28 protein-coding genes are annotated in these 20,162 nt (G+C 45.0%); 8 read left to right on the top strand and 20 right to left on the bottom strand.

Features of this window, described 5'->3' with window-relative positions:
* Positions 1-216: 216 nt before the first annotated feature.
* Genes JSU04_00810 through JSU04_00820 form a run of 3 tightly spaced genes read right to left on the bottom strand, consistent with a single transcriptional unit; the run spans position 217 to position 2,651 of the window.
* Complete coding sequence (locus tag JSU04_00810; protein MBS1968813.1) at positions 217-1,116, bottom strand: phosphate/phosphite/phosphonate ABC transporter substrate-binding protein; 900 nt, start codon at positions 1,114-1,116, stop codon at positions 217-219.
* Positions 1,103-1,876, bottom strand: coding sequence for a LamG domain-containing protein (locus JSU04_00815; protein MBS1968814.1), 774 nt, complete (start codon positions 1,874-1,876; stop codon positions 1,103-1,105). The genes JSU04_00810 and JSU04_00815 overlap by 14 nt, the downstream gene beginning before the upstream one ends.
* A 16-nt stretch (positions 1,877-1,892) precedes the next feature.
* Entirely contained in the window at positions 1,893-2,651 is a 759-nt protein-coding gene (locus tag JSU04_00820) for a cyclic nucleotide-binding domain-containing protein (GenBank protein ID MBS1968815.1), read from the bottom strand.
* A 170-nt stretch (positions 2,652-2,821) separates the two neighbouring features.
* Here JSU04_00820 and JSU04_00825 point away from each other — a divergent pair, with 170 nt between their 5' ends.
* The gene (locus JSU04_00825; GenBank protein ID MBS1968816.1) at positions 2,822-3,592 is read left to right on the top strand and encodes a lytic transglycosylase domain-containing protein; all 771 of its coding nucleotides are present in this window, start codon (positions 2,822-2,824) and stop codon (positions 3,590-3,592) included.
* On the opposite strand, the gene JSU04_00830 is transcribed toward JSU04_00825, so the two are convergent.
* Complete coding sequence (locus JSU04_00830; protein MBS1968817.1) at positions 3,589-5,043, bottom strand: DUF1254 domain-containing protein; 1,455 nt, start codon at positions 5,041-5,043, stop codon at positions 3,589-3,591. The genes JSU04_00825 and JSU04_00830 overlap by 4 nt on opposite strands.
* Positions 5,044-5,231: 188 nt before the next feature.
* Here JSU04_00830 and JSU04_00835 point away from each other — a divergent pair, with 188 nt between their 5' ends.
* On the top strand, positions 5,232-5,711 hold the full coding sequence (locus tag JSU04_00835; GenBank protein MBS1968818.1) for a GreA/GreB family elongation factor: 480 nt from the start codon (positions 5,232-5,234) through the stop codon (positions 5,709-5,711).
* Here the strand turns inward: JSU04_00835 and JSU04_00840 are convergent.
* From JSU04_00840 to JSU04_00860, 5 genes are all read right to left on the bottom strand, one after another.
* Positions 5,701-6,450, bottom strand: a complete 750-nt coding sequence (locus JSU04_00840) for a cyclic nucleotide-binding domain-containing protein (protein MBS1968819.1) — start codon at positions 6,448-6,450, stop codon at positions 5,701-5,703. The two genes, JSU04_00835 and JSU04_00840, sit on opposite strands and share 11 nt — an antisense overlap.
* A gap of 168 nt (positions 6,451-6,618) precedes the next feature.
* Positions 6,619-7,173: a hypothetical protein gene (locus tag JSU04_00845; protein MBS1968820.1), complete on the bottom strand. Its 555-nt coding sequence runs from the start codon at positions 7,171-7,173 to the stop codon at positions 6,619-6,621.
* 81 nt (positions 7,174-7,254) lie between these two features.
* A complete protein-coding gene (locus tag JSU04_00850) occupies positions 7,255-7,689 on the bottom strand; it encodes a GNAT family N-acetyltransferase (GenBank protein MBS1968821.1) in 435 nt (144 codons plus the stop codon).
* A gap of 5 nt (positions 7,690-7,694) precedes the next feature.
* Positions 7,695-8,306 (bottom strand): FMN-binding negative transcriptional regulator, encoded by a 612-nt coding sequence (locus JSU04_00855; protein MBS1968822.1) that lies wholly within the window; start codon positions 8,304-8,306, stop codon positions 7,695-7,697.
* A gap of 13 nt (positions 8,307-8,319) precedes the next feature.
* Complete coding sequence (locus tag JSU04_00860) at positions 8,320-8,565, bottom strand: hypothetical protein (GenBank protein MBS1968823.1); 246 nt, start codon at positions 8,563-8,565, stop codon at positions 8,320-8,322.
* A gap of 63 nt (positions 8,566-8,628) precedes the next feature.
* On the opposite strand from JSU04_00860, the gene JSU04_00865 reads away from it, so the two are divergent.
* Positions 8,629-9,261: a hypothetical protein gene (locus tag JSU04_00865; protein ID MBS1968824.1), complete on the top strand. Its 633-nt coding sequence runs from the start codon at positions 8,629-8,631 to the stop codon at positions 9,259-9,261.
* On the opposite strand, the gene JSU04_00870 is transcribed toward JSU04_00865, so the two are convergent.
* The 7 genes from JSU04_00870 to JSU04_00900 form a co-directional block, all read right to left on the bottom strand.
* Positions 9,254-9,583, bottom strand: a complete 330-nt coding sequence (locus tag JSU04_00870) for a hypothetical protein (GenBank protein ID MBS1968825.1) — start codon at positions 9,581-9,583, stop codon at positions 9,254-9,256. The genes JSU04_00865 and JSU04_00870 overlap by 8 nt on opposite strands.
* 9 nt (positions 9,584-9,592) lie before the next feature.
* Positions 9,593-10,537: an aldo/keto reductase gene (locus JSU04_00875; GenBank protein MBS1968826.1), complete on the bottom strand. Its 945-nt coding sequence runs from the start codon at positions 10,535-10,537 to the stop codon at positions 9,593-9,595.
* A 38-nt stretch (positions 10,538-10,575) separates the two neighbouring features.
* Positions 10,576-10,815 carry a hypothetical protein gene (locus JSU04_00880; GenBank protein ID MBS1968827.1) on the bottom strand — a complete coding sequence of 80 codons (240 nt, stop codon included), beginning with the start codon at positions 10,813-10,815 and terminating at the stop codon, positions 10,576-10,578.
* A gap of 40 nt (positions 10,816-10,855) precedes the next feature.
* On the bottom strand, positions 10,856-11,188 hold the full coding sequence (locus JSU04_00885; GenBank protein ID MBS1968828.1) for a hypothetical protein: 333 nt from the start codon (positions 11,186-11,188) through the stop codon (positions 10,856-10,858).
* Entirely contained in the window at positions 11,185-11,919 is a 735-nt protein-coding gene (locus tag JSU04_00890) for a DTW domain-containing protein (protein ID MBS1968829.1), read from the bottom strand. Before JSU04_00890 ends, JSU04_00885 begins: the two co-directional genes overlap by 4 nt.
* Before the next feature lie 83 nt (positions 11,920-12,002).
* Entirely contained in the window at positions 12,003-12,494 is a 492-nt protein-coding gene (locus JSU04_00895; GenBank protein ID MBS1968830.1) for a hypothetical protein, read from the bottom strand.
* Positions 12,495-12,536: 42 nt separating this feature from the next.
* Positions 12,537-13,526 (bottom strand): hypothetical protein, encoded by a 990-nt coding sequence (locus JSU04_00900; GenBank protein MBS1968831.1) that lies wholly within the window; start codon positions 13,524-13,526, stop codon positions 12,537-12,539.
* A gap of 32 nt (positions 13,527-13,558) precedes the next feature.
* Between JSU04_00900 and JSU04_00905 the strand changes: the two genes are divergently transcribed.
* Entirely contained in the window at positions 13,559-14,164 is a 606-nt protein-coding gene (locus tag JSU04_00905) for a hypothetical protein (protein MBS1968832.1), read from the top strand.
* Here JSU04_00905 and thrS read toward each other — a convergent pair.
* Complete coding sequence (gene thrS / locus JSU04_00910; protein ID MBS1968833.1) at positions 14,139-15,362, bottom strand: threonine--tRNA ligase; 1,224 nt, start codon at positions 15,360-15,362, stop codon at positions 14,139-14,141. The two genes, JSU04_00905 and thrS, sit on opposite strands and share 26 nt — an antisense overlap.
* Before the next feature lie 210 nt (positions 15,363-15,572).
* Here thrS and JSU04_00915 point away from each other — a divergent pair, with 210 nt between their 5' ends.
* The 3 genes from JSU04_00915 (at position 15,573) to JSU04_00925 (ending at position 17,768) form a co-directional block, all read left to right on the top strand.
* On the top strand, positions 15,573-15,983 hold the full coding sequence (locus tag JSU04_00915) for a diacylglycerol kinase (protein ID MBS1968834.1): 411 nt from the start codon (positions 15,573-15,575) through the stop codon (positions 15,981-15,983).
* Positions 15,984-16,341: 358 nt separating this feature from the next.
* Positions 16,342-16,794, top strand: a complete 453-nt coding sequence (locus JSU04_00920; GenBank protein MBS1968835.1) for an Hsp20/alpha crystallin family protein — start codon at positions 16,342-16,344, stop codon at positions 16,792-16,794.
* A gap of 101 nt (positions 16,795-16,895) precedes the next feature.
* Positions 16,896-17,768 (top strand): SRPBCC domain-containing protein, encoded by an 873-nt coding sequence (locus JSU04_00925; protein ID MBS1968836.1) that lies wholly within the window; start codon positions 16,896-16,898, stop codon positions 17,766-17,768.
* Positions 17,769-17,784: 16 nt separating this feature from the next.
* Here JSU04_00925 and JSU04_00930 read toward each other — a convergent pair whose 3' ends face one another.
* Complete coding sequence (locus JSU04_00930; protein ID MBS1968837.1) at positions 17,785-18,324, bottom strand: SRPBCC domain-containing protein; 540 nt, start codon at positions 18,322-18,324, stop codon at positions 17,785-17,787.
* Positions 18,325-18,822 carry an SRPBCC family protein gene (locus JSU04_00935; GenBank protein ID MBS1968838.1) on the bottom strand — a complete coding sequence of 166 codons (498 nt, stop codon included), beginning with the start codon at positions 18,820-18,822 and terminating at the stop codon, positions 18,325-18,327. It lies immediately after the preceding gene.
* 127 nt (positions 18,823-18,949) lie between these two features.
* Between JSU04_00935 and JSU04_00940 the strand changes: the two genes are divergently transcribed.
* Positions 18,950-19,702 (top strand): dienelactone hydrolase family protein, encoded by a 753-nt coding sequence (locus JSU04_00940; GenBank protein MBS1968839.1) that lies wholly within the window; start codon positions 18,950-18,952, stop codon positions 19,700-19,702.
* A 1-nt stretch (position 19,703) separates the two neighbouring features.
* Here the strand turns inward: JSU04_00940 and JSU04_00945 are convergent, their stop codons facing one another.
* Complete coding sequence (locus tag JSU04_00945; GenBank protein MBS1968840.1) at positions 19,704-20,162, bottom strand: GyrI-like domain-containing protein; 459 nt, start codon at positions 20,160-20,162, stop codon at positions 19,704-19,706.

The following is a 20,162-nucleotide window of genomic DNA, read 5'->3' on the forward strand; positions in this document are numbered from 1 at the left end:
TTCATTATGCCCGCAGTGAAAGCTTTTGAAATTGTATTTGGGATATTTCTTTTAGCAAATTTCGCCGTACCGCTCGCATTAGCAATGCTATCGCCGATTATCTTCGTGATTACTGGACTCCATGCGCTTTATAGCAAGAAGTCCTGGGAAGTCTTAATACCTATATCATTGCCTTTTGTTGTCCTCGTGATTTTACACCACGAGGCTTGGCTGAAATTACTTAATTAAATCGTTGGCAGATTTGCCGAGATCCAAAAGCATCTGCTGAACTTTATCGTAATCTTTGAGATTGGCGTCTTTGAAGTCGTCCATGTGATACAAGTTATAAAGAATCTTTCCGCCTTTTTCGTCTTTGACCATTTTCTTCAAAGCATCAACAACAGTCTTTTTCAACTCAGGTGGAAAATCTTTTCTGAAAACTACTGGATCATTTGGAATAGCATCCGTCTTAGTAATGATAACGATTTGGTCAAAAACATCCGGAAACTGAGTCTTCACAAGTTTACGCGCGTCCTGAGGTTCACCATTTTCCGCCGGGGTGTGATAAGTCGCACCGGCATCTACCTGACGTTGATAAACCATGGTGACAACGCTGTCATGGCGGCCGGCAAAAACGACCTCTTTCGGCTGCACTTTTTCGTCTTTCAAAAGTTTTGAAGGCAAAACAAACCCTGAACCAGAAGAAGGGTCGACAAAGGCGATTTTTTTATTGTTCAGGTCTTTAAGTGTTTTCGGTCCGTCTTTTCTGGCGATGATCTGACCCCAGTAAACGTCACGGCCTTTGTAAACGCCTGTTAACGCCGCTTCAGCACCATATCTATCATGGGCAATGATGTAACCAAACGTGTTCATGATCGCCATGTCAGCACGCTTTGAACCGAGAGCCTCAATCACCGCGATAAAACTTGATGGAACATTTACTTCAAACGGCAAACCGGTTTTCTCTTTAAGGTAAGCTTCGAGCTCTTTGCCATTCTCTTCGAGAAGTTTTGTATCTTGACCAGGAACCAACGAAATTTTAATCGGGTTTCCTGGAGTACCAACTTCAGTTTTAGTGGTGCAATTTACTAGAACAAAAACACTCGCGAGAATAAGAAGGTATTTAGTCATAGGCATGCTGGTAGATGGTTTGGACATCAGTGTCGGCCAAGACACTACTCCAAATTCCTACCTCGTCAATATCCCCATTAAAAAAATCTGCTGCGTTGGGATTCAACTCTGTTCCACCGGCTCCCAAATAGAGGGGCCGTGTCGTGTTAGGAGCATAGACTAGAAAATTTACACCCACTTGAAAGCCATTCTGGTAAAAGCGCAAACTTGAACCATCAAATGTAACGGCGATATGAGTCCACACATTGTTGGGAATAGCGGCTCCGCGCGCGATGATCCACGTATCTGCCGAGCCATTTCCTAAGCGGACTTGCGGCACTCCACTTGAATCGACATAAACAGCATAGCCACGCGTCGGCAAAGTATCCCGCGAAGCCAGTACGCAACGGTCTCCACCGCCGCCGGTAACACGAATCCAGGCCGTCAAAGAAAAGACCGCCTGGTTAAGATTCCCATAAAAAGGCAAAAAGACCCTGTCATCAACACCATCAAAATGAGTCGCGAAACCGACCATTCCCGAAGTCGTTGTCATGCCCATCGAGTTTGGATTTCTCACGGTGCCGTTGTAGCCAACCATCGCAAAGAAAACGGAGTTATCACCAAAAAGCGAAGAGGACATTTGAAAATATTGTTGAAGTTTATCGTACTGCGGGGTCCAAAATCGATTGAAGGTCTTTTGTCTTTCTGGATTTGAGGAGCTATCGCCAGAACACGCTACAAGAAGTGCCGCGCCCAACGACAGAAGTAATCCACAAAGTTTTCCCATGAAAACTATTGCAACACTACTCTGTCTTTGCGCCCTTCTCATCATTGGAATTTTTGAGGCGTTTTGAAAGAGTTTTTAGTAATGCCTTCGACCACGCCGGGCGTGAAAACAAAACGGCATCGAGACTCGCGCTTGGAATCTCTATCAATTCACAGTCCGCAGTACTTTTCACATTCGCAGAACGTGCTTCACCGTTGATATAGGCCATTTCACCGACGAATTCTCCGGGAACGATTGTGCCTAGCACGATCTCACCTGCGGGATCACTTTTATATGCTTTAAGCTCACCGGATTTCAAAATATAAACGAAATCTGCCTTTTCACCCTCTTTAATAAGCTGCTCGCCAGGCGATAAGAAAATCAAGTGGTATAAAGCCTTATCCTCATGTGAAACCCAGTTCAGAGCACGGGTCACAAGGTTGTTAAAAACACTGACCTTTCCCGTGCCGGAAAGAAACTGAACTTGTCCCGTTACAACTTCATCCATGAAAAGATGCTCATCCACCGAAGGCGATAAGATAATAACTGCCATGCGATCTTTGCGATCAAGAATCTTACGCGTGAGATCGACCGCATTCATTTTTGGAATTTGGAAGTCGACAACCACCACATGAGGCGGAACATTTTCAGATTTTCTCAAAGCCTCAATCCCATCGGTCGCAGTGAAAACCGTAGAATTTTGGACGTGCGCTTTGATTGCTTCTTCAAGCTGAGCATTTAGCTCAGGATTTGATGTCGCTACTAGGAAGATTCTCTTATTTTCAAGTTCAGCCATCGCTTAATGCTATTTCAAGTCGAATAATTAGCAAATGAAAATTCGAATCTTATAGACCTTCAAATGTTCGAATCAGTTTGCAAGGATTTTCAGCTCCGGCACCAAAATGAGTCACAAAGTGAGTCATCTTAGCTCTCGAAAAGCTTTGAGAAAATGCCGATCTATTACACATGACATTATCCAAAAAGCGCATTGGCGTTTTCGCCATTTTGTCGGGCTGGGGCCTTATGGTCCTATTGTTTCAAAACATGACACTCGTCGAGTTCTCGACGTTGAATCTGCCTAGCGTGGATGAGCAAGCTCGCCAGGATCAGGCCCGTGAGCTTCTAGGGGTCTCCTACAAGGGCAGCCTTGCTCAGCGCTTTGAGGGTGAACAGGATCTCAATTATCTGGTTTATAAAAAAATTGAGTCCTCCATGGATGAGAAATGGAAAAGCCGCCTTGCTGAAATTACGGAAGCCGTAATTATGGAAAGCCGAAACCAGGAACTCGATCCTATTTTCGTTCTAGCTGTTATTCAGACGGAAAGCGGGTTCAACACTGACGCCCGTGGCGACGCCGGCGAAATAGGTCTGATGCAAATCCTGCCAAAAACTGCCGAATGGATTGCCAAAAAATATAAAATGCCATGGAAGGGAGCAAACTCCCTCTTTGACCCAGTTACAAATATTAAAATTGGGATCACGTACTTTGCCCATCTCCGCAATGAGTTCGACAGCCGGGCTTACCACTATCTTCCGGCCTATAATATGGGCCCCAAAAATATGCGCAAAGTCAGCCGCACCATCGGTAGCATCTCACCTGATGGCAAAATCATTAAACGGGACTATGCAATGCGGGTTATGAAGAACTACACCAGTATCTATGAACAGATGATTTCCGCACAAAAAGAAATGGTGCAGTTCGCGAAGGATAATGAAGTTGAGCAAATCACCCGCTAATAGTTTATTGTCATACGTGGCTGCTCGACCCGCTCCACAACCGGCGGCGTCCAGCGCCCTTCTAAAGCTTCCTTCTTAGGCCAATACATTTTCATCGTTAGCTGGAAGTTACCTTTACCTGAAGGCAGCCAATTGGCTTCTTTATCTTTGCCTGGACTTGTCGGCTGGATATAGATCGTTAATGAGCCATCAGGATTCGGGCGCGTTCGAGTATACTGACCAATCGAATACCGGCGAGGTGCATTTTCAATGAGGTTTACATCCGGCAGATGAAACATTGTAATCGACCAGAAGGCATTCACTGGCGGCAGCTTGTCTTTTGCAAAGGTGATTTTATAGCTGTTCTCACCCATGAGTTGCTGGCCCATATTATCCTCATATGCGATCGGGAAAAGCGCATCTTGTGGAGGTAAAGCACCTAGTCCTAAATACGCCTCGTAGGCGCGACGATGATAGTCAGTGCCAAAACCTGAAGTCGTAATTGGCATCGTCCAGCCATTCACTAAGCGCCCCGTTGGTGAGAAAGACCCTTGATGTGCCAAGATAAAATTTTTCGCTCCTTTCACGCTCTCACTTAACGCTCTTTGTGAATCAACAGGCAGATCCGAGAATTTGAAATTCTTTGTTGGAACAATACCCAGCGTACGAAGTTTATCCATAAAGGCCGTGTCGATGGGAGGGGATGGGTTATCCACCATCAATGCGCAAAGTTTTGTATAAAACTCGTCAGCACTCATCGAGAAAACCTGATCCCGCGGCGCAATCCGAGGATCTACTGTTAAATCCACATCCACCATGCGCATCCCACTTTTGTTTTTGCCCCAGTGACTAAGCGGTGTCAGGTGAAGGCCATTTTGAAAAGCTCTTACGGAAGCGGTGTCTGTGCCACTGCCGGCATAAATGCGAATCGGAACCCAAACCAAATTTGTCGGAGATCGAAGAGGCTTCATCCCTCTTGGAGTCGACCCTTTCCATTGGGGCCCACTTAAAAGAAATCGCTGCTTACCACGCCCTGTGGCGCGCGTGCCAACAACACCGAAAATATCAGACCAAGCCTGCAAAAGACCGCCGACAAAAAAATGATTTCCAGAACTAGGGATCGTAAGCACGACAGGATCATCTGCTAAGTTCAACCATGCGGTTGAGTAAATCATATCGTTATCAAGAGAGGCGAGATCATGATAGCGATTCTCGCGCACCTTGCGTGTATGATAGAATTGATACATAGGCACTTTGCTCTGCTTATCAGAAGATCTCGATAGCACTTCTGTATGTCTCCTTGCCGTGTCCATTAACACCAGTGGAAATCCATAAGAATAAGCATCTCGTGCAAGATCTTCCCTCTGAGATCTTTTCTTAGAATCCCGTTCGCAGGACATGACTAAAACACTGCCACCAACTAACGCTAGAATACTAAAAATGAGCATCAAATAGGTTCTGATTGATTTCATAATTTCCCCCACGAAAGAAAGTTTAATGAGGGCACGTTACGCTTTTGGTCGGATCCGTTGACAAGTTTGACACACTGACAGAATGTTCAGACAACAAACTTGCCAAAGATCTGGAGTTTGGCCAATAAGATCTTGAGTGAACTTTCAACTCGCGGTAGTTCTTTATCTAAGATTTAGAAAAGGACACCGTGGATAAGAAAAAACTGATCGCTCACATTCGTGCTGAACTGGAAAAAGACCTTTTGGTATTAAAAGAGTCTGAGCGTGCGACTCGCGAAGCAGCGACTCACGAGGAAAGCAAACCTGAAAATGAGTATGATACGCGGGCACTGGAGGCCTCTTATTTAGCCGGAGCTCAGTCCAAGCGTATTACGGATACTGAAGAGCTTTTAGTGATCTTCAAACACGCAGAGCCTAAATCCTTTACTGATAACGATCCTATTTCGGCAACGGCGCTCGTTGAAACTGAACTCAACGGCAAAAGCAGCTACTTTTTTGTGATGACTAAAGGTGGCGGCGTGAATGTCACATTTGAAGGGAAAAAGATCCAAGTGATCACGCCAAGCAGCCCGCTTGGCGAAGCCCTCCTTGGACTTAAAGTCGGAGACACCGCTCTGCTTGAGCAAGGCAATAGAACTCTTGAGTACGATATTATTTCTATCCAGTAAGAACTTTGTTGGCGCGTTTTAAGCGCTGAGAAAGTGTTTTCACTAAAGCCCGTGCCCACGAAGGCTTCGAGAAAATCACATTATCCAAAGAGCTCATCGGAATTTCGACAAGATCCACATCGGTGACGGCTTCGATCGTTGCCGAACGCGGCTCGTGATTGAAGTGACCCATCTCACCGACGAACTCACCGGCGCCGATTTCACCTAAGGTGACACGGCCGCCTGAAAGTCCATCCGAATAAGCTTTCAGAGTTCCGTTCTTAACTATATAAACCGATTGTGTGGCGTCGCCCTCTTTGAAAAGCACTTCCCCGGCTTGGAGATGGCGGAGCGTATACTCTGTCGTTTGTGTCCCCGTCTTCGGAGTGACAAGCTTCGCGACCACTTCGACCACGGCGTTTTCGCGCTCCGGCTCCGTGAGATAGTGAATACGCCCGTTAGGAGGGTACAGATCTAAATCCGCTACCACCGACATAATCACTATATGAACATCGCTATGATTTTTCTCTTTATATATTTTTGCGACAATCTCAAGACCGGAGCACTTTGGCAGATACTCATCAACAAAGACCATCTTTGGAAAGACGTTGTCGATTTTATATTTCGTATCAAACCAGTCCGCTGCATGAAAGATCGAGCAGTTGGTGAAGTTCTTATTGATAAATTCGGACATCGCAGTGATGCGGTTACCGTTACCACTCACAATTAGAAAGACGTTTTTATCTTGTGGACGTGCCATGTTGTACCTTCCATTCCAATTTATCTCTTCTTGAGACACAACCGACGTACTACTTATACAACAATTATCTCCCGCTTTGTGTTCTGGCTCAAGCCGCTGTCAAAAGGAACGCCAGGTTCGATTTAATTCGCACCAAGATGAGAAAAGCCGACGAACTTCTATACGGTCTTATTGATTACACCATGGCCGCGGAGTCACCACGCGGGTGATCTCATTAGCGCGCATATAAAGAAATTCACTACCAACAGCGATCTTCAAACGCTCTGTTCGGGGTGAACGCGCCGACACTGTCATGATCTGCGCAAAGCCGTCACTGTCTGTTGTCGTGACGCCTTGATTGGGTTTCATATTCCATCTGACCGGGCGATTTGCAATCGCAGTCAAATCGGCATTCGTTACGCCATTTGCAACGGTGCCTTCAGAGTCACGGCACTGAAGCTGAATGTTGATCACAACCATGTATTCTTTGTGGCAATTATGAGTGGTCGAATATCCATATCCTGCTTGGCAAGTATCAAAAGGCTTTTCGCGATAACCGAGCTTTTCCACAGGAATTTCCATCCCCATGGCTCTTTGTAATCCTACATAATCAATGGAGGGCTGTTCATTGCTAACAGGTTCACTTGGTAGCGTCGTTTTTGCTTTATATACGGGTGATTCGACAGGCGCTGATGAGCATGCTGTAGCGAGCGCCGCGAGAACGACGATACCAATCCATTTCATTTGTGACTCCTAGGTAGAACTCTAAGATATCAAACAAACTCCGGCATGGATCTATGTTTTAGTCCAGTTTTGCAGCGGCTTTTAAGGGACTTTCTTAGTGAAAGCGTAAGCACGTTTAGTCCAGTGGTGCTTTTCGTAAAACTTGATACCAAGGTCATTCTCAAGAACGGCACAAAGACGCATTGATTTACAATGCAGATCTTTCGCAATCACTTCGGCTTGCTTTAACATTTCACCGCCCAGGCCTTGAGAACGCATCTTTTCAGTACTGACAAGATCGTCGATATAAAGATGACGGCCGCGAACAAAATCATAAAGTATGCGATAGCCCATCACTGCAATGATTTCGCCTTTTTGTTCCATGGCAAGGATTTCATATCCATCCATGGCGTGAGCATGCCGGTAAATTTCCAGATACTCCTGAACATTCAAATGAGGCCGCAGCTCTTTCATTACTGGAAAGCAGCGTTCAAGTTCTTCACGATTTTGAATTTTAACAAAAGTAATGTCCTTCATGACTCCTACTTTCTCAGCTTCATCATCTCAAGGATCGCAAGACTCATTTCATCGCCTTGGTCTTGTAGACCCTGCATTACCCCATCGCGATCTTCGGGGCTCCGATTCTGGCTGAGTTTAAATTTGCCTTGCAAAGACTTTACCCGGATTTTAAATCCCGCAATGTGCTTACTCAGGGCTTCGTCTTGCAAATCCTCTGGAACCCAAAAGTCCCAACGAGGAGAGCGGCCCGATTCCATGTGATTCGTGAGCTTTTCAATACACTCTGTAATGTTTTTGGTGTCTTCGATAAGTTCGCAAGAGCCCGTGATATGAACAACGGCGTAGTTCCAAGTCGGCACGTCGTTTTCTTTGTACCAAACCGGAGTAATATACTGGTGTGGCCCGTGAAAAATCACATAGGCATCCGATTGACCAATTGTTTTTGCATGGGGATTTGCGCGCGCCAGATGTCCCAAGAGGAACATCTCATCACCGTGTGTTTCTAAAACCAAAGGGAGATGACTGACAAAAGGCATCCCCCCTTGAACGGTGAACACAGTCGCAAACGGATACTGACGAATCAAATCCAGCGACTGACCAGCGTCTTTGTTACTAAATCTCGTAGGAACGTACACTGATTTGACGAGCTTATTCTTTAGTTTTCAATCTATCGTCATTTTCTTCGATAAATTTCTTAATGTCTTCAGCGATACCCAAAAGTTTCAACCATTGCTCTTTATAAAGAGTCACAGGGAAACGACCCATTCCATAAACAGATAAAGCGCCTTTTTCACTCACCTTCATAGAAAGAGTGCCTTTAGCTCCCTTTTTGTTCTTCAAAGATTCGTTCTCAGCTTTTAAACGCTCAATTTCTGCCTTCAAATCGTCAGACATAAAAGATCTCCTCGTCATCCAATAGACTTTACTATAAATCTAACATCCTCCATCCTATGAATCATGTATCGTACCTGGCAACATTTAATCATTCAGAATGAAACCGGGCTCCAAGATCCAGCCCGCATTCGCAAACTGTCCAGAGCCGATGGCCGTGTCGGCTGGGGCACCGTTGCCGGCTTTTTCGTGGCGAGTCTTATCTCTGTGCTTCTTGCCATTTTCTTATTCAATGAAGCTTTCGAGAATGAAGAGAAATTTTTGAGCTTCCTGTTTGCCGGCCTTGCCGTCTTAATTGTGGGAATCGCCTTTTTCGTCGGTGCATGGCTTTTCAGAAAAGAAATGGCGCTAAACCCACTACGCAGCTTTTTAAAACATCCTGAAGAATTCATCATCATCCAAGGCCAGCTGGAAGACTGTCATTACTTAGCTGGCGAAAAACGCCGCTACGATAGAATTGTGGTCGAAGGCAGAGCCATCGGAGCGCTCGGCGAACAGCTCTCGATTCGTGAAGAGTTTGCCCCCTCGATTTGGAACTTTACCACTCCGCAAGCCGAACGAAGCCTGCAAAAAGGGGCTGATTGGTATGGCAAAAAAGGACAAAGACGACTATTGCCTGTTCCCGCCTATTTCCTTTGCCGAAAACAGCGCCCAGGTCAGGCGAGTCTGATTGCGATTCGCGAAGAGTATATTAACTAGGTCTGAGCTTGCCTTGCTCTTCAAAAACTTTCTTTACAGCCTCAACGTTATCTGGGGTGATGGCTGCTTTGAAAAAGCCGCCGCTATCGATTACGAACATTTGATCTTTTGCCGCCCGCCAGTCTAGGTTAAACCAATAAGGCTTCAACTCCATCCCCCAAGCACGCAGCTTCCCCGTAAAAAGAGTCAAAGGCTCTTGCTTGATATTCTTCACTTGATTCCAGGCGATTTTCTTCGGCTGCCCCAAAGGAAAATAGTATTTAAAAATAGTGATGCCCTCGTCAGTGATCAATAGCGATTTTTCACGATAAAGTGTCTGCATAACTTTTTCCTAAATGGCGCTAGCGTCGTTCAATAATTGAATCGAAGCCGCGTCTAAGTTTAACTTAAGCGCGCCGGCAATATCATGCAACTGTTCCGGCGTTGTTGCACTGGCAATCGGTGCAGTAATTCCCGGGCGTGCCATCAACCACGCCAACGCGACCTGAGCCTGAGTTGCTCTATGCTGTTCTGAAACCTGATCTAAAGCTTTGAGAATTTTAAATCCCCGCTCATTCAGGAAACGACCCATGCCACCACCACGTTTACTTTTGGAAAAATCCGCTTCCGAACGGTACTTCCCGGTTAAAAAACCGCTGGCCAGAGAAAAATACGGGATCACTCCCAAACCATGCTCACGGCAAACGGACTCAAGATGAGTTTCGTAGTCTACTCGGTCATACAAGTTATAGTGCGGTTGCAAGGTCTGATAAGTATGGAAGCCCTTTTGTTTTGCGACCTCAATCGCTTGGCGCAGACGATCGCCGGTATAATTGGAAGCACCGATCGCACGTACTTTGCCGGCTTTAATGAGTTGCTCAAAAGCCCCCATCGTTTCTTCCAACGGAGTGTTTTTATCATCGTCATGCGATTGATATAAATCGATCGTTTCAACTTGCAAACGCTTCAAGGAGTCTTCGACTGCCGTCATCATGTATTTTTTTGAAAGACCAATCTTTCCAGGAGCCATCTCTTTGCCAAGTTTTGTGGCAATCACAACTTGATTGCGTTTTCCTGATGTCTTTAGCCATTTACCGATGATGGTTTCAGAAATTCCCGGCTGCCCTGTCCACGTGCTGTAGATATCAGCAGTATCGATGCAGTTAAGGCCTTCACCAACTAACTGATCTAAAATTTTAAAGGATGTGGCTTCGTCGATTGTCCAGCCAAAAACATTTCCACCGAATACGAGAGGGACTATTTCAATTCCCGATTTACCCAGAGCACGCTTTTGCATATGCACTCCTTGATGAAATATTGGGCACTATATCATGACTAAAAGAAAAATGCCCGCGACATTGCGGTTTTACATTGATACCAATGGCCGTCATTTTTATGTTGGAAAACCTTCATATAGAAATCGCGATCTTGCCGCTCTTCGATAGGAACTCCGAAGTGACCAAGAGCTTCGTCGGCAATGGGGCTACAGATCGGGCGCATACCGTAACCCACTCCAGCAAGTATCGCCAGGAGAATAAGAAAGACGCAAACTTTGATGATGCTCTTCTTTTTCATGCGAGAGCATTGTTAACTTTATTTTTCGCTCAGGCAAGAATTATCGATGCTCGTATTTGTACAATCCAAAATAAATTGCGAGCGTCCCAAGATGGAAGTAGATCAATGAAATTTGATCTCCGAAGTAATTTCTAAATCCGATGTAAGCAATCAATTGAGAAATCGCGACAATCAGAAATAAAACTATCCCACCTGTATGCTGAAACCAAAGGCCTACAGCCGCTGCAAGGTCCATCAATCCCAAATAGATAATCCAGAATTTCCAGCCGGTACTTAACTCCGAAAACTTTAACCGAAGACCGAGAACATCTGCGAAGTGCAGAAGAAATCCGATAAAGTAAAAAGCCGCCAAAGCCCGGAGGTAAATCTTCATGCACTAGCCAGTTTCTTTCTATCCCTGCGATAACGAAGATGGCCGGGCTTGTTTTCAGAAAGTTTAATGAATTCCAGCTGTCGCTCTACCATTTTGTCGAAAACATAAAGAAGCTTGTCATGTTCTCGCGAAGCCGTATCGAACCCTTGGCTTTTTCCCAAAAGCTCAATCGTGTGATGAATCGCTTCAATCGTAGAATAACAGGCGGCGTGAGGCTGTTTACGAACACGGAACGTCGATGGTTTTTCCGGCGCAAAACAAATTCTTGGAATTGCGTGCAAATTTTTACTTTGGCGAACCGTTCTTCTGGCGGTCGCCCACGTTCCGTCAATCACGAAAATCGTCAGCCTTTTTCCATGAGGAAAAAGTTCGGTCCGCTCTTGATCGTTCATGGGAGTCAAATTACGAGAGGTCCGGCCTGGATAAAGCATTACACAGTGGCGCGAGGGGTCTTCCAATAATCGGTTCACTTCGCTGCTTTCGGTATAGTCTTGGCCCATAATCAGATGAGAATTCTGCAAAGTGAGGTGTGACATCCTGCCGGTGGCAATTCGGCGATGCACTTCAATTGGATGAATTAGAACCACAAAGTCGATGTGCGGATCAAACTTTTGGATATGCTCACAATAGCAGCTGAATTTCGGCTGAATACAAACCATGCACAGCTCGCGATATTTTGGTTGCTGCTCATTTTGCAGTTGGCGTCGTTCTAAATAACGTTGAACATCCACGGCGTCTTCTCCTGACGCCTTCATATTAACTGAAACAAAAGAATGACTTAAGATTTACACCCGAGAACTGGACTAAGAAAGGGCTAAGAGCGTGAGATCTTTCTATCGCTGAGATTTGCTGGAACACCGGTTCCACTCCATCTCTGGGTTTGATAGGCGCCAGTACGGATCTTCTCAGACGTAATATCCACATCGATCAGGCTGTTATAATCTTTTTGAGCGGCAAAGAAAGCTAAGCGAAGCAAAGTTTCGTCTTCGTCAGCACAATCTTTCACACGGAAAATTTCATTGGATCTTTTCACCAGACGGGTTTCTTTGGCCTGATCTTTGAAAAACACGGCGATATTCTTTGCTCGCTCCATAATGTCGTCATATTTCGTAAGCTCTGGAGCGACCTTCTCGTCAAAACAAGGCCCGCAATAAGTGCCATGAGTAAGATCGTCTGGAACTTTTGCCAGAAACGAAAAACTGTCCTCTTGAGTAAATTGAGCGCACTTCTTACAAACAGCGCTTTTACAGATACCACAAACAAGAGTTGCTTTCGGTTTTTGGCAGACACAGCATGAGTTTTCCATAGGCCTAACCTAGCATATTTCTTAGCTTTTACCCTGCTTTTTTTAGAAATTCAGGTTGATCGCGAAAGTAATACCCAAAACCCTCTTAAAATCCAGAGTTCTTTGGAAATCCACATTCGGGGTTACCTGAAAATCCAGGATTTTTCGGTAGAGAATCTGGCTGTAAGCGACGCCAAAATTATAGCTCTCAAGATGGTAGTTCGGCTGATTATTAGAGCCGGTAAAGAAGTTGTAGGAAAGTGCTGACTTGCGAGTCAGAATTTGACCAAAGGAAATACCATTGGATACCGAATATAAGTGCGATTTTTCTTCATAGTTACCCTGATTGACCAGCGTGATCGACCAAATCTTACTTAGCTGGAAATAGAAATTCAGCGCCTGAAAGGTTCCAACGCCTTTGTCTGGTGTCGCCCAGAACTCTAGCTTCGGATTGATTTCATAACCTTTCATGCGCGCGACACTTTCAAAGCTTAACGAATGCGAAACGCTCAAGGGATCTTTTAGTTCAATGCGGGGCTCAAAGGATGTTCTGACGTTCCCTAATTTTTTGAAAACTCCCACCGTCGCCCCGTAGCTCTTTTCCCGTGGTGTTTGACGAAGATAGTCGCTTGGCGTATTACGCCGGTCTTCACGATCATCATATGTAGCAAATTTTAAATGCCAGTATTCTTCCAAGTTGGGCAATCGTGGATTAACCCCGACGCTCACCGAATTATTGAGCGCCTTTCCCTCTTGAGAAACAATTAAGTTCTCAATTCGCACGCTGCTTTCGTTCACACGATTGGTCACGCGACGGCCAACTAAAAACAGGTCCAAACCCTCGGCTACGCTATCGAACCACTTAGAAATCGCAATATTGCTATCGATAAAAGTTTGTTCCCAAGTTTTGCTTTCTTCCTTTTCTGGTTCCTCTTCTTCCTGAGCAAGGGCATGAATCTGAAACAAAGAAATCCCCAGACATAGCCCCCACAATAAAGCTTTCCTGCAGACGATTTTCATTGGATTTTCTTGGTTATCAATTTTACTCTTCACTTATGAGATATCTTATAAGGGCTTTTATCATTTTGCTATTCCTTACTGGAAAGAGCTTCGCTTATGACCCGGTAGAGGGTCAGGTCACGGCGACTTTAGGCCCTTATTATAGCCGCACCAATTATGGCGGCTTTAATTCTGATCTTAATTCCTCCTATAAGACCGGTGTCGGCCTGATTGCGGTCGGAGATTTTAATTCTCACGCAAGCCTTGAAATCAGCATGTTTTACTTCCCGCAAATGTTCTTTCGAGAGGTCGACGGCTATCTCATTTCCGAAAAATCGCAAATTATGCACATTGGAATGGGCTATCGGCGATGGTTAACAGCCTATTTTTCCACATCTCTCGCCTTTTACTCTTCTTATACAATGGGAGAACCTGAAACGGTCTATTCAAACGTTCCCGCCGGCATGGACGTGGACACTTCCGCCCGTGACATTACCGAGTACGGGGTGGATTGGTCTATTCAAGGGGATCTTTGGAACCAAGATCGCCTCGCTGTGGTTTTAGAGGGGCGTTATTCCCTGTCATTCACAAGCAAAAAAGGCGAAAAGTCCGATCAGTATGGGGCTCTGATCGGACTCCGCTATATGGTTCAAGAAGAAAAACAGGTTATTGCACCTCCACCGGTGAAATAAGCGGCTGCAGTTCTTCTATCAGGCGCTCGGCGCTGACTTGTTTTTTCTCATCCCGGAGTTGAATCTCAAACACACCTGACGAAACTTCCTTCGGTCCTAGAACGATTTTGGCAAACGGTCGAAGACGATGAGCAAAAAGAATTCTCTTCGAAAGACTTCCTTGATTCAAATCCACATGGACACGAATGTTCTTGGCTAAAAGTTTTTTCTCAAGCTCTTTCGCAAAAGGAATTTGATCTTCACTGACAGGAAGCAAATAAGCCTGAACCGGACTGAGCCATCCAGGAAGTTGTCCATTATAGTATTCAAGCAACAAAGCCACGAACCGTTCATGACTACCCAGCGGGGCCCGGTGGATAATCCACGGCCGCTGATTCTGACCGGACTTTGCAATAAAATTCAGATCAAATTTTTCCGCCGAGTTAAAATCCAACTGCACACTGGCAATGGATTCCTCATCTCCACTCCCCATTTTCATCTGCACATCCACTTTCGGTCCATAGAACGCGGCTTCACCTTCCGCCTCAAAGAACGGCAAATTCTTTTCAATCAAGCACTCGCGTAAAATCGCTTCGCCCTTGAGCCAAAGCTCCTGTTCACCGTCAAAATCCATCATACGTTTGGGATCATGCTTTGAAAGCCGGTAACGATAACCCTTTAATCCCAGAGCTGCATAACATTTCTCGTGCATATCAAGAACACTCTTGATCTCTGCCTTAGCTTCACTGGGATCTACATAGATATGGGCGTCGTTTTGACAAAGCCCACGGACACGAGAAAGGCCTTTTAGTGACCCGCTATTTTCATAACGGTAAACTTGTCCGTACTCTGCAATTCTCAAAGGGAGCTGGCGATAGCTACGGAGGCTCGATGCGAATACCTTATGATGGTGCGGACAGTTCATCGGCTTTAAATAGTAATGACTCTGATCCTCGGGCCATTGCATCGGTGGAAACATGTCTTTCTGAAATGCTCGCAAATGGCCCGATATTTCATAAAGATCGCTCTTGGCGACATGTGGACTTGAAACTCTCTGATAACCGGCAAGATGTTCCAGATTTTTCACGAATGCTTCCAAAGAATCTCGAATGGCGACTCCATTAGGAAGCCACACCGGCAAGCCTGCACCGATTTGTTCGTTAAAGAAAAAGATCTCCATTTCATCGGCTAATTGCCGATGATCATAATTTTTAGACATAAAAATACCTCAGATATTTAAAATAACTTGATAGAAATAGACGTAAGATTTTCGGGATTGTCCCAGAAGGACAAAATAATGTGACAACCCCTATGGGGTGGTGTGAAGGAAGCAGAAAAGAGGTAAAGCAGACAAAGCTTTCATTATTGCAGTTTAGCTAAAAGAGCCGGTTTTTCCCAATTAGTTTTACTTATGGGCTCCAAAAGGAGGTTGAATACAGGCTCTGTCTATAAGTACTATAGTTTCAAAGGAGATTATCACTTGCAGAAAAACCAAAGTTTTTATAATCGCTTTCTTTTTGCCTGGAATGGATTGCGTTCTACTTTCAAACAAGAAAATAGCTTTAAAACAGAAGTGGTTTTAGCCATTGTCGCGAGTATCATCCTTTTCTTTCTGAAAGCGGAACCAATCTGGTGGGCGATTTTTCTGATCCTAATGTCGAGTATCATGGCTTTGGAGCTCGTCAATACAGCAATTGAAAATACCCTAGACCGTCTTCATCCGGAGCATAACCCACAGATCGGTCTTGCCAAAGACTGCGCGGCGGCGGCCATCTTTTTAATGTGCGTTATCTCCGTCGTTGTCTTTTTTATTTTTCTGTACGAAAAATTTAACATCTAAATGTGCTTTTAATACGCACACTTACACCAAACCTAAAAATATTTTCCCGGCTGCCTTGACTTCTTTCAAAGCAAACAGATCTTTACTATATGAAAAAGCATACCTGCGGCCTTTCGGTCGTGCCTCCCAACTAAAAATCCAAAAATAAAAATCGAATAATTATTTTCAATTGTGAGACTCAAATTCTCAACAAGGAGTATCCCTTTGTCTCAAACACTGGATCGCGTATCGAAAAAAATAGTTTTTATTCTTGGATTGATGGCTTTGCTTTTTGTGGCGACATCGCCTTGACAGAAAAAATAGAAAACACAGTTTTTAACTAGAAAGAGAAATTAACAAAACCAATAGGAGGTTTGAAATGAGAACAGCATACCCTTTCTTTACTACAGGTCTTCATTCTGATCTCTGGAGACAGATGGACCGAGTCTTTGATGAAACAGCGGAATTTTCTCCAGCGTATGAAGTGAGCGAACAAGACGATCACTATGCGATTAGCCTGGATATTCCTGGCGTGAAAAAAGACGAGATCAAGATCGAGGTCCTAGATAAAGCTCTCACCATCAGTGGTGAAAGAAAGAAATTTGAAAAATCTTATGGCACATTTAAACGCAGTTTCGTGTTACCAAGCACCGTGAGTACCGATAAAATCGAAGCTCACTATGAAGACGGCGTTTTAAATCTTTATGTTCCAAAAACACCGGCTGCTCAGGCCCGAACAATTGAAGTTCAGGCCGGCAAAAGCAGCTTTCTAGAAAAATTCTTGGGCGGCAAAACAGCACAAGATTCCACACAAACGACTCAAGTAAACTGAGCCCACTTCCCCCGCAAACGGGCCGGTCCTTCGGGCCGGCTCGTCCTCCTTTTTTCAGCAACTATTTGTGAAATTTCCGTTCGCCCTCTAAAATCTGAAGCATGAAAGAAATTATCACGACCCGAACAGTGAATGCTTCTCCAGAGCATGTTTTCAAGGCCTGGACCCATCCGCATTACTTAGCTCTATGGTGGGGACCGAAGGATTTTAGAAATACTTTTCATGAATTTGATTTGAAGCCTGGTGGTGCATGGAACTTTGTCATGCATGGACCGAACGGTGTCGACTATCCTAATAGCAGTCAGTTCGTTGAAATTAAAATACCGAACCGTCTGGTACTGAATCATATTTCCAAACCACAGTTTCAAATTGTCGTTACTTTTGAAGAAGCCGGCAGTCAAACAAAGGTGACCTTCCGCCAAATCTTTCCGACCAAGGATGAAGCAGACAAAATCCGCGCTTTTGTGACGGAAGCCAATGAACAAAACATGGATCGTATGGAAGCTGTCGTTGCGGAAATGATTTTAGACCGCTCAAATCGCGAATTGATTGCGCACAGAATGTTTGATGCCACTCCTGAAGAGGTCTATTCCGCCTGGACGGACTCTAAACAGCTCAGTCAATGGTGGGGAACAAATGGACTTGGCCTAACAACGCACTCGATCGATGTGAAAGCCGGCGGTCTCTGGCGCTTCCTGATTCATAGTGCGGATGGAACTCTTTACCCGAACCGGGTTGAATATATCGAAGCCGTTCAACCCTCGCTTTTAAGCTATGTACAAGGAACAGATCAAGAGCCTGAACAGTTTAAAACAATGGTTCACTTAGAGAGAGTCGAAGGACAAACAAAAGTCACCATGAAGGTGACCTTTCCCACTCCACAGGCTTTTGAAGCTGCGAAGAAATCCAAATCTTTTGAAAATAGCCGCCAAACGCTCGATCGTCTGGCGACCTTCTTAGCGAAAAAATCTTAAAATTGCGCGGATCTTTCTATTTTAAAAGAGCATCCATTTTTTCGAATTGCTGTCCCCAACCCATTCCAGCAAAGAGCTTCATGATCATTGGAATTTCGCTTTCCGTGATTTGGACCTGAGTCTTCCCATCCATTGCTGTGAATTCCACCATCACGGTAGCTTCATCAGCCCAGTTTCCAGGAAGCCCATAGTGCGAAGCCGGAACCGGAGTGCCACTCTCGTCTGCGAATGAAAGCTTGGACACGATCTTTTTCATTGGGTCGATCTCAGTATAAATTCCGATGTTGTATGAAATCTTGCCATCTGGCGCTTGCATACCAAGGAAGTATCTACCGCCAATCTTCAAGTCGTTTTGAGCAACCGCGCAGGAATAGCCGGTGGGTCCCCACCACTTTTTGATCGACTCAGGATCATTCCACATCGTCCAAACTCTTTCTACGGGGGCATTGAACACATGCTGAATAGTCACTGTGGACCGCGTCTGCAATAATATGAAAACAACAATGACTAAAACAACGACAATAGCGCCGAGAATCTTCCAGATATTTTTTTTCATTTACTTGCCCTTCATTTCAGCGACTAACTGATCAAGGACAATACCCCAACCCTCTTGAAAACCCATTTCTGCATGACGACGGCAATCCGCTTCGTCTTTATGAATACCAATGGCGGTGTACTTCGTACCATGAGCGCCATGCGGTTCCAGAATGATCATTCCGGTAAAGAGAAGGTCCGCACCAGAAATCGCAGCACCAATAGGTCTGTAACCTTCAGTCAAAGCACTCGTCCAAACCAGTTTGCGATTTGGAACGATCTCAAGCAAGCAGCCTTCATTTGGAAAGTTTTGTCCTTCAGGCGATTGCATCGTTGTACTAAAACGACCGCCAGGACGGAGATCCATCACGCAATCAATCGTCTTCCATGGACGCGGGCAGAACCACTTCATCAGAATATCAGGCGTCGTCCACGCTTTAAAAATAAGTTCAGGAGGAATATCTACGATTCTTTCGAGTACCAGGTCGCGCTTCGGATCTACTTTAAAACTTTGTGCCATAGTGTTGTCTCCTCTTTGACATAGTTGGAACTAGCTTCTTTGTAAAAACAAATACTTACACTGTGCGTTTCACATGATTGCGGAAGGCTCTATGTTCCGCTAAAAATAATTTATCTAGCGAGGTTTCATGAAATCACAAATGATCGACATCCAGATGCAAGATGGCGTTTGCGATGCCTATATCTCTTGTCCTGAAAATACCACGAATCTTCCGATCGTGCTCCTTTACATGGACGCTGTTGGACTGCGCCCTCGCATCCAAGAGATGGCTGATAAAATCGCCGTTCAAGGATATTATGTTCTTGCTCCAAATCTTTTCTATCGAACTCGCCGTGCTCCGGTTTTCGACTATAGTTTGCTTAAAAAACCAGATGGTGTTGCAGTCATCTGGAATGATATCCGTGCTGCTGCTTCTCAAGTAAATCCAGTTCTAACGAAAAAAGATACAGCAGACTTTCTTCAATTTGCAAAATCACAACCCAATGTGAATCCGAATAAAATCGGCTCTACCGGTTATTGCATGGGCGGTGGGCAAGCTCTCCGCACAGCCGGTGATTTTCCAGATGATTTCAAAGCCACTGCAAGCTTCCATGCCGGAGGTCTTGCAACAGATTTAGAAACCAGTCCTCACCGCTGGTTTAAAAAAATCAAAGCAGAGGTCTACGTAGGCCACGCCGATCACGACCAGCACATGCCGCTTGAACAAATGGAACGAGTTGCGGCCGAACTCAAAGCAGCGAATGTAAAGTTCAACGCAGAACTTTTCAAAGACTGCCCTCATGGCTGGACCATGTCCGATTTGCCTGCCTACAACAAAGCCGGCGAAGAAAAGCACTGGGAAAAACTTTTCGATCTTTTCCAGCGCACCCTCAAAAAATAAACTATTTAGTCGGGATTAAAATCTCAGTCACGAGCTTCTCTTCTGGAGTAACTCGCGGATCATTTACATAATTTTCGATAAAGAAATTATTATCAACCGGCAGATTTGTTTCTTTCACGGTATTAAATACGCGACCACAGGCTTCAGGTAATTGCGCGTAAGAGCCCGTCAACACAAAGCGAGAGTACTTACCGCCTTGGAACTTTTCATATTGAAAACCCGGAGGAATTGTTTCCGGTTTTCTATCGAGCGCAACACCCGCCCGGTAAAGCATTTTTGGCTCCATTTTATAAAGGCTCATGTAGCCATTGATTTTGCCTTGGCTTGCAATCTGATCGACACTTTTATGGAGAGCTTGCCAAGCCGCCGGTGCTGTTTCAAGGAAGGGGCCAACGCCTTCAACGAAGACATAGTGAATTTCGGGCCAGTTCACCACATCAGGCTTTAGTGTGAGATTCAT

The sequence above is a fragment of the Bdellovibrionales bacterium genome (assembly GCA_018266295.1).
Lineage (GTDB): Bacteria > Bdellovibrionota > Bdellovibrionia > Bdellovibrionales > Bdellovibrionaceae > JACMRP01.

Coding starts and splice junctions, on each gene's coding strand:
- JSU04_00895 (MBS1968830.1), bottom strand. CDS start 12,494: ATGGAAAACTCATGCTGTGTCTGCCAAAAACCGAAAGCAACTCTTGTT.
- JSU04_00920 (MBS1968835.1), top strand. CDS start 16,342: ATGAGAACAGCATACCCTTTCTTTACTACAGGTCTTCATTCTGATCTC.
- JSU04_00820 (MBS1968815.1), bottom strand. CDS start 2,651: ATGGCTGAACTTGAAAATAAGAGAATCTTCCTAGTAGCGACATCAAAT.
- JSU04_00840 (MBS1968819.1), bottom strand. CDS start 6,450: ATGGCACGTCCACAAGATAAAAACGTCTTTCTAATTGTGAGTGGTAAC.
- JSU04_00860 (MBS1968823.1), bottom strand. CDS start 8,565: ATGTCTGACGATTTGAAGGCAGAAATTGAGCGTTTAAAAGCTGAGAAC.
- JSU04_00830 (MBS1968817.1), bottom strand. CDS start 5,043: ATGAAATCAATCAGAACCTATTTGATGCTCATTTTTAGTATTCTAGCG.
- JSU04_00940 (MBS1968839.1), top strand. CDS start 18,950: ATGAAATCACAAATGATCGACATCCAGATGCAAGATGGCGTTTGCGAT.
- JSU04_00925 (MBS1968836.1), top strand. CDS start 16,896: ATGAAAGAAATTATCACGACCCGAACAGTGAATGCTTCTCCAGAGCAT.
- JSU04_00935 (MBS1968838.1), bottom strand. CDS start 18,822: ATGGCACAAAGTTTTAAAGTAGATCCGAAGCGCGACCTGGTACTCGAA.
- JSU04_00880 (MBS1968827.1), bottom strand. CDS start 10,815: ATGAAAAAGAAGAGCATCATCAAAGTTTGCGTCTTTCTTATTCTCCTG.
- JSU04_00810 (MBS1968813.1), bottom strand. CDS start 1,116: ATGCCTATGACTAAATACCTTCTTATTCTCGCGAGTGTTTTTGTTCTA.
- JSU04_00850 (MBS1968821.1), bottom strand. CDS start 7,689: ATGAAGGACATTACTTTTGTTAAAATTCAAAATCGTGAAGAACTTGAA.
- JSU04_00875 (MBS1968826.1), bottom strand. CDS start 10,537: ATGCAAAAGCGTGCTCTGGGTAAATCGGGAATTGAAATAGTCCCTCTC.
- JSU04_00825 (MBS1968816.1), top strand. CDS start 2,822: ATGACATTATCCAAAAAGCGCATTGGCGTTTTCGCCATTTTGTCGGGC.
- thrS (MBS1968833.1), bottom strand. CDS start 15,362: ATGTCTAAAAATTATGATCATCGGCAATTAGCCGATGAAATGGAGATC.
- JSU04_00870 (MBS1968825.1), bottom strand. CDS start 9,583: ATGCAGACACTTTATCGTGAAAAATCGCTATTGATCACTGACGAGGGC.
- JSU04_00865 (MBS1968824.1), top strand. CDS start 8,629: ATGTATCGTACCTGGCAACATTTAATCATTCAGAATGAAACCGGGCTC.
- JSU04_00885 (MBS1968828.1), bottom strand. CDS start 11,188: ATGAAGATTTACCTCCGGGCTTTGGCGGCTTTTTACTTTATCGGATTT.
- JSU04_00930 (MBS1968837.1), bottom strand. CDS start 18,324: ATGAAAAAAAATATCTGGAAGATTCTCGGCGCTATTGTCGTTGTTTTA.
- JSU04_00945 (MBS1968840.1), bottom strand. CDS start 20,162: ATGAATCTCACACTAAAGCCTGATGTGGTGAACTGGCCCGAAATTCAC.
- JSU04_00845 (MBS1968820.1), bottom strand. CDS start 7,173: ATGAAATGGATTGGTATCGTCGTTCTCGCGGCGCTCGCTACAGCATGC.
- JSU04_00815 (MBS1968814.1), bottom strand. CDS start 1,876: ATGGGAAAACTTTGTGGATTACTTCTGTCGTTGGGCGCGGCACTTCTT.